Annotated in this window: 14 protein-coding genes, 1 tRNA gene and 1 pseudogene; 7 read left to right on the top strand and 9 right to left on the bottom strand. The window is 60.3% G+C overall.

Translation table 11 applies throughout. From position 1 onward, the window contains the following. Positions 1 to 2: 2 nt before the first annotated feature. The 3 genes from NVV72_19215 to NVV72_19205 form a co-directional block, all read right to left on the bottom strand. Positions 3 to 77 (bottom strand) — tRNA-Val (locus NVV72_19215). A 63-nt stretch (positions 78 to 140) separates the two neighbouring features. After that, a complete protein-coding gene (locus NVV72_19210) occupies positions 141 to 602 on the bottom strand; it encodes an HAD hydrolase-like protein (GenBank protein MCR6661337.1) in 462 nt (153 codons plus the stop codon). After that, complete coding sequence (locus NVV72_19205; protein MCR6661336.1) at positions 533 to 823, bottom strand: HAD hydrolase-like protein; 291 nt, start codon at positions 821 to 823, stop codon at positions 533 to 535. Before NVV72_19205 ends, NVV72_19210 begins: the two co-directional genes overlap by 70 nt. 82 nt (positions 824 to 905) lie before the next feature. Here NVV72_19205 and glmU point away from each other — a divergent pair, with 82 nt between their 5' ends. The 6 genes and pseudogenes from glmU (at position 906) to NVV72_19175 (ending at position 8,673) form a co-directional block, all read left to right on the top strand. Then, positions 906 to 2,252, top strand: coding sequence for a bifunctional UDP-N-acetylglucosamine diphosphorylase/glucosamine-1-phosphate N-acetyltransferase GlmU (gene glmU / locus NVV72_19200; GenBank protein ID MCR6661335.1), 1,347 nt, complete (start codon positions 906 to 908; stop codon positions 2,250 to 2,252). Next, a complete protein-coding gene (rpiA, locus tag NVV72_19195) occupies positions 2,249 to 2,941 on the top strand; it encodes a ribose-5-phosphate isomerase RpiA (GenBank protein MCR6661334.1) in 693 nt (230 codons plus the stop codon). Before glmU ends, rpiA begins: the two co-directional genes overlap by 4 nt. Positions 2,942 to 2,973: 32 nt before the next feature. Next, positions 2,974 to 4,350, top strand: coding sequence for a glutathione-disulfide reductase (gorA, locus tag NVV72_19190; protein MCR6661333.1), 1,377 nt, complete (start codon positions 2,974 to 2,976; stop codon positions 4,348 to 4,350). Continuing rightward, positions 4,347 to 5,729 carry an O-antigen ligase family protein gene (locus NVV72_19185; protein ID MCR6661332.1) on the top strand — a complete coding sequence of 461 codons (1,383 nt, stop codon included), beginning with the start codon at positions 4,347 to 4,349 and terminating at the stop codon, positions 5,727 to 5,729. The genes gorA and NVV72_19185 overlap by 4 nt, the downstream gene beginning before the upstream one ends. A 97-nt stretch (positions 5,730 to 5,826) precedes the next feature. Beyond that, positions 5,827 to 7,199, top strand: a pseudogene (locus tag NVV72_19180) (3-deoxy-7-phosphoheptulonate synthase class II). A gap of 97 nt (positions 7,200 to 7,296) precedes the next feature. Further along, the gene (locus NVV72_19175) at positions 7,297 to 8,673 is read left to right on the top strand and encodes an MATE family efflux transporter (protein ID MCR6661331.1); all 1,377 of its coding nucleotides are present in this window, start codon (positions 7,297 to 7,299) and stop codon (positions 8,671 to 8,673) included. Here NVV72_19175 and NVV72_19170 read toward each other — a convergent pair. From NVV72_19170 to NVV72_19160, 3 genes are read right to left on the bottom strand one after another with little or no spacing between them, the layout of a single operon-like run. Then, complete coding sequence (locus NVV72_19170) at positions 8,660 to 8,956, bottom strand: DUF1330 domain-containing protein (protein ID MCR6661330.1); 297 nt, start codon at positions 8,954 to 8,956, stop codon at positions 8,660 to 8,662. The genes NVV72_19175 and NVV72_19170 overlap by 14 nt on opposite strands. Before the next feature lie 11 nt (positions 8,957 to 8,967). Then, positions 8,968 to 9,297, bottom strand: a complete 330-nt coding sequence (locus NVV72_19165) for a YnfA family protein (GenBank protein MCR6661329.1) — start codon at positions 9,295 to 9,297, stop codon at positions 8,968 to 8,970. After that, positions 9,290 to 10,198, bottom strand: a complete 909-nt coding sequence (locus NVV72_19160) for a cobalamin biosynthesis protein CbiG (GenBank protein MCR6661328.1) — start codon at positions 10,196 to 10,198, stop codon at positions 9,290 to 9,292. The genes NVV72_19165 and NVV72_19160 overlap by 8 nt, the downstream gene beginning before the upstream one ends. A gap of 203 nt (positions 10,199 to 10,401) precedes the next feature. On the opposite strand from NVV72_19160, the gene NVV72_19155 reads away from it, so the two are divergent. After that, positions 10,402 to 11,364, top strand: coding sequence for a Gfo/Idh/MocA family oxidoreductase (locus NVV72_19155; GenBank protein MCR6661327.1), 963 nt, complete (start codon positions 10,402 to 10,404; stop codon positions 11,362 to 11,364). On the opposite strand, the gene NVV72_19150 is transcribed toward NVV72_19155, so the two are convergent. The 3 genes from NVV72_19150 to NVV72_19140 form a co-directional block, all read right to left on the bottom strand. Further along, entirely contained in the window at positions 11,358 to 11,513 is a 156-nt protein-coding gene (locus NVV72_19150; protein MCR6661326.1) for a hypothetical protein, read from the bottom strand. The two genes, NVV72_19155 and NVV72_19150, sit on opposite strands and share 7 nt — an antisense overlap. Before the next feature lie 59 nt (positions 11,514 to 11,572). After that, positions 11,573 to 12,346, bottom strand: a complete 774-nt coding sequence (locus NVV72_19145; GenBank protein MCR6661325.1) for an NnrU family protein — start codon at positions 12,344 to 12,346, stop codon at positions 11,573 to 11,575. A 107-nt stretch (positions 12,347 to 12,453) separates the two neighbouring features. Next, a complete protein-coding gene (locus NVV72_19140; GenBank protein ID MCR6661324.1) occupies positions 12,454 to 13,191 on the bottom strand; it encodes a hypothetical protein in 738 nt (245 codons plus the stop codon). Positions 13,192 to 13,277: the final 86 nt, after the last annotated feature.

Raw genomic sequence — 13,277 nt, 5'->3', positions numbered from 1 at the left:
AATGGTGGACGCGACAGGGATTGAACCTGTGACCCTTCGCGTGTGAAGCGAATGCTCTCCCGCTGAGCTACGCGTCCGAACCAATGCAGGGAGCGGCGTCTTAGCCTGCGTCAACGCCCGGCGCAAGTGCCTTTTCTATTTTATGCCCGTGATTTGAGGCAAGCCTGCACCGCCGCCGGCAGCTCACGGTAATGATCGAGCAGGGCATCGGCGTTCAGTTCGGTGAGGGGGCGTTCGCTGTAGCCGTGGGTGAACAGGATGCTGGGCACATCCGCGGCTTTCGCCGTCAGGAAGTCGGTTTCCGAGTCGCCGATCATGATGGCGCGCGCCATGTCGCCGCGCATGTCGTCGATGCAGGCGCGCAGGTGACCGGCGGCGGGCTTCTTGTTGGGCACGACATCGGCACCCTTGATCGAGCCGAAGCGGTGCGACAGGCCGATTGTTTCGATCAGTTTGACCGCCAGATAGTTGGGCTTGTTGGTGCAAACGGCAAAGCGCGCGCCGGCGGCTTCCAGCATATCCAGCGCCTCATTCAGGCCGTCGTAAACGACGCTGTGGTCATTGATATGCTGCTCGTAGTGATCCAGCAGACGGTTAAGCAATGGTTTTTCCTGCTCAGCGGCCAGGGAGCGCCGGCCAAGGCGAAGCCACGGCGCAGAAGCTCCATAGCCCCGCGGCCGATCAGCGGGCGTGCCTCATCGAGAAGGTAGGGTTTCACACCCTGTTCCTGCAAAACGACGTTCAGGGCATTGATGATATCCGGGGCGCTGTCCACCAGCGTGCCGTCGAGATCGAAAGCCAGAATGTAACCGTCGAGATTCATTTTATCCAAAGCCGTTTTGTCGTTTCGTTCGGGTTCGCTTTGGGCTAAATCGGCCTGAGTGGCAAACGAAAAGAGTCGTCAAATGAGTGTTAAAAGGCGCGCGGCGGTCATTCTGGCGGCGGGGCAGGGGACGCGAATGAAAAGTCCGCTGCCCAAGGTGCTGCATAAAATCGGCGGGCGCACCATGCTCGATCGCGCCATCGATGCGGCCTATGAGGTCGGGTGCGAAAAAGTGATCGTGGTGGTAGGCAATCACAGCCCGGCGGTACGCGAAACGGCGACCAAGCGTGTGGGCGCGGACAATATCGTGATCCAAGACCCGCCACAGGGCACGGCTCACGCCGTTAATGTGGCGCGAGAGGCTCTGGCCGGGTTCGATGGCAAGGTGATCGTCACCTATGCGGACTCGCCGCTGATGGCCGCCAGGGTGCTCGAACCGGTGTTCACGCTTGAGGCCGACGTGGCAGTGCTGGGCTTTGAAGCGGTTGATCCCGCCGCCTATGGCCGTCTGGTGCTGGATGGGGATAAATTAAACGCCATTGTCGAGATGCGCGAATGCACGCCCGAACAACTGAAGATCAGGGCCTGCAATTCGGGCGTCATCGCCTGTGACCGTGAGTTGCTGTTCTCGCTGCTGGCCGAGGTAAAGAACGAAAACTCGAAGGGCGAATATTACCTGACCGATATCGTTGGCCTGGCGCGGGCGCGGGGATTGCAGCCGCGCGTCACCTTTGCTGAGGAAAACGAAGTGCTGGGCGCCAACAGCCAGGCCGAACTGGCGGTGATTGAAAAGGTCTGGCAGGACGGCGTACGCAGGGCTTTCATGGATAATGGCGTACATATGCCGGCGCCGGAGACGGTCTTCTTCTCGTATGACACCGAGATTGCGCCGGGCGTCACCATCGAGCCGAATGTCGTCTTTGCCGAGGGCGTAACCGTGGCGACCGGCGCGGTGATCCGCGCTTTCTCGCATCTCGAAGGCACGAAGGTCGGTGAGGGCGCACTGATCGGGCCCTATGCGCGCCTGCGGCCGGGCGCGGACATCGGCAAGGATGTGCATATCGGCAATTTCGTCGAGGTGAAGAATGTGACCATCGGTGAGGGCGCCAAGGCCAATCATCTGAGCTATCTGGGCGATGGCAGCGTAGGGCCGGGCTCGAATATCGGCGCCGGCACCATCTTCTGCAATTATGATGGCTATTTCAAATACAAGATCACGATCGGTGAGCGCGCCTTTATCGGTTCCAATACCTCGCTGGTGGCGCCGGTGACGGTGGGCGATGGCGCCATGACGGGTTCAGGTTCGGTGATCACCGCCGATGTCGCGCCTGGGGCTTTGGCTTTCGAGCGCGCGCAACAGATTGAAAAGGCGGGCTGGGCGACGGCCTTCCGTGAAAGAAAAGCAGCAGAAAAGGCAGCCAAGAAGTGACAGCAGACGAACAGAAGAAGCAGGTGGGTGATGCCGCCGCGCAGTATGTGAAGGACGGCATGAAGGTCGGCCTCGGCACCGGTTCGACGGCCGCCTGGTTCGTCAAGGCCCTGGCCGAAAAGGTCAAGGCCGGCATGAAGCTGACCCTGGTCTCGACCTCTATCCAGACGACTCAACTGGCCGAAAGCCTGGGTCTGACGATTAAAGATATCAATGATGTCGGGGTGTTGGACCTGTGTGTTGATGGCGCGGATGAAGTCGGGCCCGGCCCGGCCCTGATCAAGGGCGGCGGCGCGGCCCTGCTGCGTGAAAAGCTGATCTGGGAGCAGGCGAAGTCTTGTATCGTCATCGCCGACGCCGCCAAGAATGTGCCGCTGCTGGGCAAGTTTCCCCTGCCGATCGAGGTCGAACCGTTCGCCTGGAAGGGCACGGTCAACCGGATTTCCGACGTACTGGTCGACTTCGACATCAATATGATGCCGAAGGTGCGTATGAAGGGCGAGAGCCACTGGATTACCGATGGTGGCAACCTTATCTTCGACGTGGCTTGCGGGGCGATCCACGAACCGGCGGGGCTGGCGCATGAGCTCAAGTCGCTGACCGGTGTGGTGGATCACGGCCTGTTCCTCGATCTGGCGGATGTCGCCCTGATCGGCGGCGAAGAAGGCGTCACGGTCCTGCATCCTTGATTAAAGCGGATCATCCGCGCGAAAGTATCGATATGACGAAGTACGACTACGATCTGTTTGTTATCGGCGCCGGCTCCGGCGGGGTGCGTGCGGCGCGTCTGGCGGCGCAACTGGGCCTCAAGGTGGCCGTGGCCGAGGAGGACCGCCCTGGTGGCACCTGCGTGCTGCGCGGCTGCGTCCCGAAGAAGTTCATGGTCTATGCCTCGGAATTTTCCGAGCAGGTCCACTATGCCAAGGGATTCGGCTGGAACGACGCCTCGATCGGCGTCTTCGACTGGCAAAAGTTCAAGGACACCAATAACGCCGAACTCACCCGCCTGTCGCAGATCTACACTGCCAACCTGGTCAAGGCCGGTGTCGAGGTTATTGCCGCCCATGCGGCTTTCAAAGATGAACACCACCTCATCCTGACCACAAAACAGGGCGGGGAACGTGTTATTTCGGCAAAGAATATCCTGATCGCCGTTGGTGGCTGGCCGTTCCTGCCGCAGCATTGCCCAGGCGTAGCCGAACATGGCCTGACCTCGAACGACATGTTCAACCTGCCGGAATTGCCGAAGTCGCTGGCCATTGTCGGCGGCGGCTATATCGCGGTCGAATTCGCCGGCATCATGCACGGCCTGGGCGTCGATGTGACCTTGTTGTATCGCGGCCAGAAGATCCTGCGCGGCTTCGATGACGATGTGCGCGACCACCTGGCCAGTGAAATGGCCCTGCGCGGGATCAAGATCCGCACCCAGCTTGATCCGGTGGCTCTGAAAAAAACCGAGGCCGGCATGGAGATCAGCCTGAACGACGGCACAACCATGCTGGCCGACCAGGTGCTTTATGCCTCAGGCCGCAAGCCGAAAACCGAGGGCCTGAACCTCGACGCCATCGGTATCACGCCTGATGTGCATGGCGCTGTGCCGGTCGATAAATATTCACGCACCAGCCACAAGCATATCTATGCCATCGGCGATGTCACCAACCGCGCCAACCTGACTCCAGTGGCGATCCGCGAGGCCATCGCCTTTGTCGAAACGGCGTTCAAGGATCATCCTACCGCTTTCGATTACGAAAATATCCCGACGGCGGTGTTCTCCCAGCCGCAGATTGGCACGGTGGGCCTGACCGAAGCGGAGGCGATCGAGCAGGAGCTAAAATACGATATCTACCAGACGCGCTTCCGGCCGATGAAAACAGCCTTTGTGCAGGGCGAAAGCCGGGTCTTCATGAAGCTGATCGTCGAGCAGAAAAGCGATATCGTCCTGGGTGTACATATAGTCGGCGGTGAGGCGGGTGAAATCATCCAGTTGGCCGGCATTGCTGTGAAGGCCAAGCTGACCAAGGCGCAATGGGACGCCACCTGCGCCGTACACCCCACTGCCGCCGAGGAACTGGTGACATTGAAAGATAAAAGGGCATGACGCAGGACAAGCTGGGCCTGCTGAGCGCCGATCGAAACAAAAGTCTCTGGCGACGGGTCAAGGATGGCTATGCGTCTTGGGTGCTTTACGGCGGACTGACGGTCTTCGGCCTGTGGGCCTACGTCTCGACCACCGGCCTGCCGGCGCTTTTGCTGCTGATCGGCCTTTTCAGCCTGGGGCATCTGCTCCGGTCGCACGGTTCTTGGAAGGCGTTTGCGCCCTTCATCGCCCTGACGGCGCTTCTGCTTGTACTTGGCCTGCTGCGTTCGGATTTCGCCGAGGCGGTCATCCGGGGTGTGCCCCTGGCCCAGGCGTATAAGGGCTCGCAACTGGTCATTACCGGTGATGTCACCATCACCGTGCCCATGGTGCTGTGGCTAATTGCCTGGGCAAGCATTTTTGGCGCCCGGTCTGTGAGTGATGCCCGTGCCTACGCACTTTTCAAGTGGTTCGCCTATGTTCTGAGCGCGCTGGCCGTGGTGCAGTTCATGGAGGCGGTAAGCCATTTTGGCCTGCGCCAGATGTTGAGCGCCAATGTGTCGAAAAGCCGCGACAACATGCTGATCGTCGGCTTCGCCAATACCAATTGCGCATTGCTGATGATGTTCTGGCCGCTGGTCATGGTCCAGATGGCGCGCGGCAAGCCCGTGACGGTCGCCCTGACGGCCGTGGCGCTGATCGCCGCGGGCTTTGCCAGTGACACGAATGCGCAACTACTGGCTCTGGTGGCTTCTACGGTTGTCTTCTTTGCGGTGAAATACTGGCCGCGGGCGCTGAAAGCCCTGGCGCCGGAGCGGGTGATGGCCGTCTTGAGCCTGATCCCCATGCTGCTGTTCCCGGCCATCATCTACGGACTGATGCAGAGTGGTCTCGCGCAGAAGATCAAGACCGACCTGCTGCCATCGTGGGCGGCGCGCATCGATATCTGGACCTTTGCCGTATCCCGCGCGCTGGAAAAGCCGATATGGGGGTGGGGCTACGAGACCTCGCGCCGCTTCGACCCGATGATCCCCAATCACCCGCATGACATGGCCTTGCAAGCCTGGCTGGAACTGGGGATTCCGGGACTTCTGCTGTTGGCCATCTTCTGGTTCTGGCTTTTCTGGAACATGAACATCAAGGGCGACCGCGTCGAGGTGGAAAAGCCGTCCGATGGTCTGCGCGCCCTTGATGATGATACAGCCTTTGCCTCCGCTGAAGGGACTCTGTCTCAGCGCTTCCAGCCCTACCTGATGGCGCAGGCAACCTGCTTTCTGGTCATTGGCACCATCAGCTACGGCCTGTGGCGCGCCTGGTTCTATTGCCTGGGCGCTTTCGCCGTTATGGCGGCAATTCTGGCGGTTAAGGCGGCGCGCGAAAGCATAAAGTTACGAATTTAACTACAAGTGCCGGACTTTACAGAACAAATTTCCCGCCTATATGTATCTCGTCCGGTTTCAGTGTTGAGTTTGACCGGCTTAGAGTTTAAATAGAACAATGAAAAAGACATGGTCCCCCCAAGACTGGCGCTCCCTGCCAGCCCTGCATATTCCGGATGATTACCCGGATACCCAGGCCCTCAAAGCTGTTGAAAGCGAACTGTCGCACCTGCCGCCGCTGGTTTTTGCCGGTGAAGCCCGTCGCCTGACCTCGGCGCTCGGCAAGGTGGCCGAAGGCAATGGCTTTCTGCTGCAAGGGGGGATTGCGCGGAATCCTTCAAGGAATTTTCCGCTGACAATATCCGCGACACCTTCCGTCTGATCCTGCAGATGGCGGTCATCCTGACCTTTGCCGGCGGCAAGCCGGTGGTAAAGGTGGGGCGCATCGCCGGCCAGTTCGGCAAGCCGCGCTCGTCTGCGATCGAGACGATTGATGGCATCACCCTGCCATCCTATCGCGGCGATAATATCAACGGCATGGAATTCACGCCCGAAGCGCGCATTCCCGATCCGTCGCGCCTGATCAAGGCCTATCACCAGTCCTCGGCCACGCTGAACCTGCTGCGCGCCTTTGCGCAGGGCGGCTATGCCGATCTGTACAACATCCACAAGTGGACGCTGGGCTTCGTTTCCGGTTCGCCGCAAGGCGAGCGTTACCGCGCCCTGGCTGACAAGATTTCCGAGACCCTGAGCTTCATGTCGGCCATCGGCATCACGCCTGACCGCCAACCGGAAATCCGTCAGGTCGATTTCTTCACCTCACACGAAGCCCTGCTGCTCAACTACGAGCAGGCCATGACCCGCGTCGATTCGACCTCGGGCGACTGGTACGATACCTCTGCCCACATGCTTTGGATCGGCGAGCGCACCCGCCAGCTCGATGGCGCCCACGTCAACTATATGAAGGGCATCAAGAATCCGATTGGCGTCAAGGCCGGTCCGACCATCGAGCCGGACGACCTGCTGCGCCTGATCGATACGCTCAATCCGGAAGGCATTCCTGGCCGCCTGACCGTGATCGGCCGTTTCGGCTCCGATAAGGTGGGCGAGCGCCTGCCGCGTCTGATGGCGGCTACCAAGACACATGGCTCGCCCGTTATCTGGTCGATCGATCCGATGCACGGCAATGTCGTCAAGGCCAATAATGGCTACAAGACGCGCCCGTTCGATCGTATCCTGTCGGAAGTACGTTCCTTCGTCGATATCGCAGCGTCGGAAGGCGTCCACCCAGGCGGTATGCACCTCGAAATGACCGGCCAGAATGTGACGGAGTGCACCGGCGGCGCTTTTGCGCTTTCGGAAGAAGATTTGCAGGATCGTTACCATACGCACTGCGATCCGCGTCTCAATGCCGACCAGGCGCTGGAACTCAGCTTCCTGGTGGCCGAGCGTCTGCACAGCCTGAAATCGGCGGCCAGCAAAGCGGCTTAACCCGCTGCGTAGCCAGGAGATCAAACCCGGACCCCGGTCCGGGTTTTTTATCGGCTGTCCGTGGACCGTGATCACAAAATCGGCTACAGAGCCGGGCATGAAAACCCTGATCACCCGGATTGAGCCTCAAACGAGGGCGGCGTTTGCCGCCCTTTTTCGACTGTCATGGCCGGTGATCGCCTCGCGCGTCGGTGTCATGCTGATGGCGCTGATGGATACCATCATCGTCGGCCAGCACAGTTCCGCCCAACTGGGGTATCTGACCCTGGCGCAGGCGCTGCATTGGGTGCCGGCCCTGACCTCGATGGGCCTGCTGATGGGCGTCCAGGTCAAGACCTCGCATTTTCTGGGATCGGGCGACCTGCACCGCGTCGGGGCGGTCTTCCAGCGCGGCATAGGCTATGCCCTGATGCTCGGTATCGGTTTCATGGCGATCCTGCTGCTGGGCGGCACGCATTTCCTGGGTCTTGTAGTGAAGCCCGATATGGTGGCGGGGGCGCACCTGCCGCTGATCCTGTTCGCGTGTTCGATCCCGGTATTCCTGCCAGGACAAGTCGGCTCGCTGTTCCTGGAAGCGCTGGGTCGGACGCGCGATACCCTGATCGCCACCCTGATCGCCAATGCGCTCAATGTCGCCTTGCTGCTTCTGCTGGTGCCGGGACATGTCACCCTGTTCGGCATTCATTTCGAGGGCGCCATAGGGGCGGCGACCGCCACGCTGATCGCGCGCGGCCTGCAATCCGCGGGACTGCTGATCCATATTCTGCGCCTGAAGGAAACAAAGCCGTTCGATTTGCTGGGGCGTCAGGAAAAGGATCATCATGGGGCGATCGAGCAGCGCCATGTCGGTTACGCCACCGGCGCGGCCTATTTCATTGAGGTCGGTGCCTTTGCCGGCATGACGATGTTTGCCGGCCATATCGGCGAGATCGAGGTGGCGAGCTGGACCATCGTGCTGAACTATGCCAGCGTCGTCTTCATGGTGCCGATGGGGCTGTCGGCGGGCTGTTCGGTGCTGGTCGGCAAGGCGTTCGGCGCGGGCGATAGTGCCGCTCTGGCGCGGATGGGACGGGTCAGCTTTATCTCAGCAGGCGCCTTTATGACCGCCGTGGTGATATTTACCGCGTTATTTGCCGGCACGATATCGCGCTTCTACAGCCATGACCCGCATCTGCTGCCCAATGTGAAGATGGGCCTGCTGCTGTCGTGCTTCTTCTTTATCCCCGATGGCCTGCAGGTGGTGGCGGCCCAGGCCCTGCGCGCCCGGAAGGACATTCTGGCGCCGACCGTCATCCACTATGTGTCCTACGGTGCGATCATGCTGCCGCTGGGATTTGTATTCAGCATTGTCTTTGGCTGGGGCGTGGCTGGCCTGGTCTGGGCCGTGGTGGCCGCGTCGCTGATTTCCGGCACCTTCCAGACGGCGCGTTTCCTGTGGCTTGACCGGCGGGCGGCCAGGGTTATGCCGGCTTGACGCCATCAACCAGCAGCACGCGATAATCCGCCCCAAGCTGCCGGTGCTTCATTGCTTCCTGATAGGCGGGGGATCCATGCCAGGCGCGGGCGTGGTCCATGTCGTCGAATTCGAGAATGACGATGCCGTCGGCTTTCGGCCCTTCCAGGGCTTCATCGGCGCCGTAAAAGGCCAGTTGCCGGGGCGGATTGTCGCCGCGCGCCTTGCGGGCCAGTTCGACGTAGATCGCCATTTCAGCCGGATCAGTGATGCGGTCGCGGATCATGATGACATAGGCGGTCATTTGGTTTCCTTTTATGTAGGGCGTGGGGCGAACAATATGACCGCCGAACCGGCCAGGCAAAGCATAAGGCCGGCCATGTCCCAAAGATCCGGGCGCTGTTTCTCCACCCACCACAGCCAGCTGATCGAGGCGCTGATATAGATGGCGCCATAGGCCGCATAGGCGCGTCCGGCGGCGGGCGTATCGATGAGCGTCAGTAGCCAGGCGAAAGCGCATAATGACAGCGCACCGGGGATCAGCCACAGCGGCGATTTGCCCAGCTTGAGCACCGACCACAAGCTGTAGCAGCCGGCGATTTCGGCGATGGCGGCGAGAAGATAGATGACGAGGGGCTTAAGCACCCAGGATCCAGCCTTCTTCGGTTGAAGCAATATTGAGTTCGGTCTCGCTCAACCCCTTCGGCGCGGCGAACAGGGCGCCCAGTTGCCCCTTGTCGTCGGCCTCGGCCAGGGCCTGCGCCGCCACGCGCACGCCGGTGGCGTCCTTGACCTCGCCGGGCTCGGCCTCGCCGTCAAAAACGGCCGGGAAGACCTCGGCGATCAGAGTGGAGATGCCATCCAGCGCGGCCTCATCGAGCGTACCGAAACCGGTCTGGAACGGCCAGATTTTCGCGCTGTCGCCCAAACCTTCCGCCAGCGCCTTGAAGGCCGGAATGCCGAGCATGGTCTGGCCGGCCACGACGCCGGCGCCATGCATCTGCCACAGGCTCTTGGCGGCCTGGGCTTTCTTGTGCGCCTTGCGAGCGGTTTCCTCGGTCAGGCGGAATTCGGGAAAATCGCCAAGGCTTTCCGGTTTCAGCGTGGAGAGCCACTTTTGCGCGTCGCTCTTGGGGCAGCCCCAGAAAGGATATGCCTCATCGGTCATCAGGCGGTTCATCTTGGCGGCCACTTGGAAGCGGTTGTTCTTGTTGTCGGGCTTGTCGACAATGTTCCTGGCCAGGAACTCCCACATGCCGGCCCAGTTCGCGCCCTTGACCTGAAGGCGTAACGCCGTGCCGCGCGGGAAACCGAGCGCGAAGTCAAGGCCCAGGAAGACGCGATCGCCGCGCTTGTGCAGGTCGGCCAGGATCGTCTTCAGGAGGGCGACGGCTTCAGCACGGGTGGCCGGATTGTGGGCTTCATAAGAAAGACGGAAGCGGATATCGCGCTTCATCACGCCGATCCACACCGAGGATTCGCCGGTCTTCTTGCCTTCGGCGGCGCTGTAGTCAACAATTACATAGGCGCCAAACAAACGTGTCACAGGCAAAATCTCCCAGTCCATCCAGAGGTCGTTCACCGACATCAGGCAAGTGCGAGCGGTAAAAGTTCGCCCTGTTTAGACCCGATAAGCATGGCGAAAAAGCGGTTTATGTGGCTTTGCACAATTTATGTAGCGTAAATTGTATTCCATTTTTGCCGCGAAGCGGTTTAAGCAGATACCCATTAACGACAGAAGAGATTGTCATGGCTGAAGTTTTGCGAGTGGGCGTCGCGGGCGCCGGTGTTTTTGGCGGCTATCATGCCAATAAATACAAGCAGGCTCAGTCTGTCGAATTTGTCGGGATTTATGATCTCGACAACGCGCGGGCCGAGGCCCTGGCGGCCCAGCATGGCGTCCAGGCGTTCGGCGGCGATGAACTGGCCGGCTTCCTGTCCCGGATCGATGCCGTGACCATTGCTACACCGGCCTTCGCCCATGCCGCGGTCGCGCTCAAGGCCCTCGAAGGCGGGGTGCATGTCTACAGCGAAAAACCGCTGGCTATTACCATTGCTGATGGTCACGCCATGGTCGATCTGGCGGCGGAAAAAGGACTGGTCCTGGCATGTGGTCACCAGGAGCGCGCAGTTTTCGAGGCCATGGGCCTTTATGATGTGCCGGAAAGGCCCTTGCGCCTGGAAGCCGTGCGCAACGGCACGGCCTCGACACGCAATCTCGATGTGTCCGTCGTGCTCGATCTGATGATCCACGATCTTGACCTGGCCCAGAGCCTGGCGGGCGCCGGACCGGGCGGGATGCAGGCCACCGCCCGCTATCGCACGGATGAAGGTTATAAGGCGGTTGGAGCCGATGAAGTTACGGCCGAGGTGGAGTTCGAGAACGGCATGATGGCGCATTTCCGGGCTTCGCGCATGGCGGAAGCGCGCGAGCGCACCATGCGGATCGTCTATCCCAGCGGTGAGGTCAATATCGACCTCCTGAACCGCAAGTTCGAGAACAATACGCCATTTCGTCTGAATGCCGATTTCGCCGAGGCAGATATCGCCAGGGATCCGCTTGGCACCAGCGTCTTCCGTTTTCTGGATACGGTACGGGGCGTGCGCGCGGTGCCGCTATGCACGGGCAGGGAAGCGCTGAAGGCCCTGGTGCTGGCGCTGTCTATCGATGAGGAAGTGGCCCCGGAGCCCAGCGAATACACTATTTACTGAGTTCGGCCCTTGAATATGATGCCGAAGGTGAGCACGCCGAAGGCGGCGGTCATCAGCCAGTAGGCATATTCGCTTATATGGGGTACGGGGCGGAAATGCCCGATCAGGCTGGCCATGACCAGCGCCACGGCGATGAAAAACAGCAACAAGGTAAAAGCCGAGAGCTTCATAACCGACGCGAACCCACCCATCTGATTTATTCAGATCGCTATACGCCTATTTGTTCAAACAATTGTGATAAGATCAATGGCAAATTAACCCGGATTGGGTGCGCTGCCGCAATAATTATAAAGATCAGATCGCCTTGGCGGTGAAAAAGCAGTTCGTGCAGTACCGTCACAGCCGAAAACATGGAAACCGCCAGCAGCATCCGCGCCACGCCGAGCTCTTCCGGTGCAAAGGCGGTACGGCCTTCGATGATGGCGACGAAGGGGATGATCGAGGTCCGCCGCTTGATGGAAGCATAAACATCGCCCATCAATGCCATGCGTTTACGGTCGATATTATTGGCCCCCAGCGCACACAAGGCCAGCATCGAGCCGAAGAAAATCCACGCCGCCAGGTTGCCATTGCAGATAATGTGGGTGAGCGCCCAGATGCCGATGCCGGCCAGGATCGGGTGCCGCGAAATCCGCACAATGCCGTAGACCGTCTTATCCGGCAGTTGGCGCAGGGCCATGAGGTTGGTGGGCGAAGGCGTGACGATGCCAACCACCACGAGCAGGAAGGCCAGGAAATTCCCAAACAGGCCGATGACGCGCAGGAAGGTTTCCGATTTCCACAGCACCACATTCATCGGGTCGCTCAACGCGATGCCGAAGGCGATGATCATCCAGGCCAGGCCGCCGATCGATAGCAGGGAGAAAAGGATATAGTAGGCGACCCCGCCGATTTTGGCGATGATCTGGTCTTTCATCGTCGTGCCGCTGATCATCAGATGGATGCAGAGGAAGAAGGCGCACGCCAGTGCCAGGGTCCACATGAGGTCTAAAGTCTCCGACCGGTCTCGATAGTCTCAACGCCTAACATGGCGATACGGGCTTGGCCATGCACAAGCGCGCAAGGCGGTGATATTTATGAGTTTACGGCTTAGATATACGGAATGAGCGGCGCGTTCAGCACATCGCCTTCCGGTCTGGCCGGCGGGGCGGAGGCCGGAGGCAGGGCCGGGCTTGCCGCCGTGGCCATGGGGGGCGGTGCTGGCGGCGGGGTAAGGGAAGGCGCCGGCACGAAGTCGGGTATGCGCACAGGCGCCGCGGCCGCCGGTGCGCCGATGACCGGCTGAGGGGCACTGATCGTGCGGCGCAGGACCGCCTCGACATGATAGAACCACTTGCGGACATTGTTGATGGCGGCGCGCGGCCCTTCGGCGCGGGCTGTCAGGGTGTCGTTCGGATCCCAGACAACCAGTTCGAAACTGGGAAAGGCGGGGTCATCGAGCACCAGCCGCATGGTGACGCGATGAACGGTGGGGGCGATGTCGTCCAGCATCATGTGCGGGCCGCTGCGCATCACCCGGCCGATCACCTTGTCGTCGACAATGACCTCCATGCCCATGAGTTGCGACATCTTGTAAGGGCGGTGTGGCTTCTTGCCGAAATCCTCGACAATGATCAGGCGGTCGCCGGCAAAGGAACTGGCGGCCGCCGCCTTGCGGACCGGTTCCAGCACCATGACATCGGCCTTGAAGGTTTCCAGCCCGTCGCGCAGTTCATCTTCCAGCTTTTTGGGCTGTTCAACGCGCGAGTCATAGACGCGGTACAGCACGACCAGAATGGCCAGTACCGCTGCTGACAGAATGATAATCGTGGGCAAATAGGTCGGCAAGGCGAGGTTACCTGTAGCGGCTATTGATTTATCTACAGGAAGTTAACCACGAATTTCGTGGCGCGTTAAGTCTTTAACCGCAGGGG

Origin of the sequence: Asticcacaulis sp., assembly GCA_024707255.1 — a bacterium.
Lineage (GTDB): Bacteria > Pseudomonadota > Alphaproteobacteria > Caulobacterales > Caulobacteraceae > Asticcacaulis.
The sequence above is the reverse complement of the archived record's forward strand: the minus strand, read 5'-3'. Positions and strand labels throughout refer to the sequence as shown.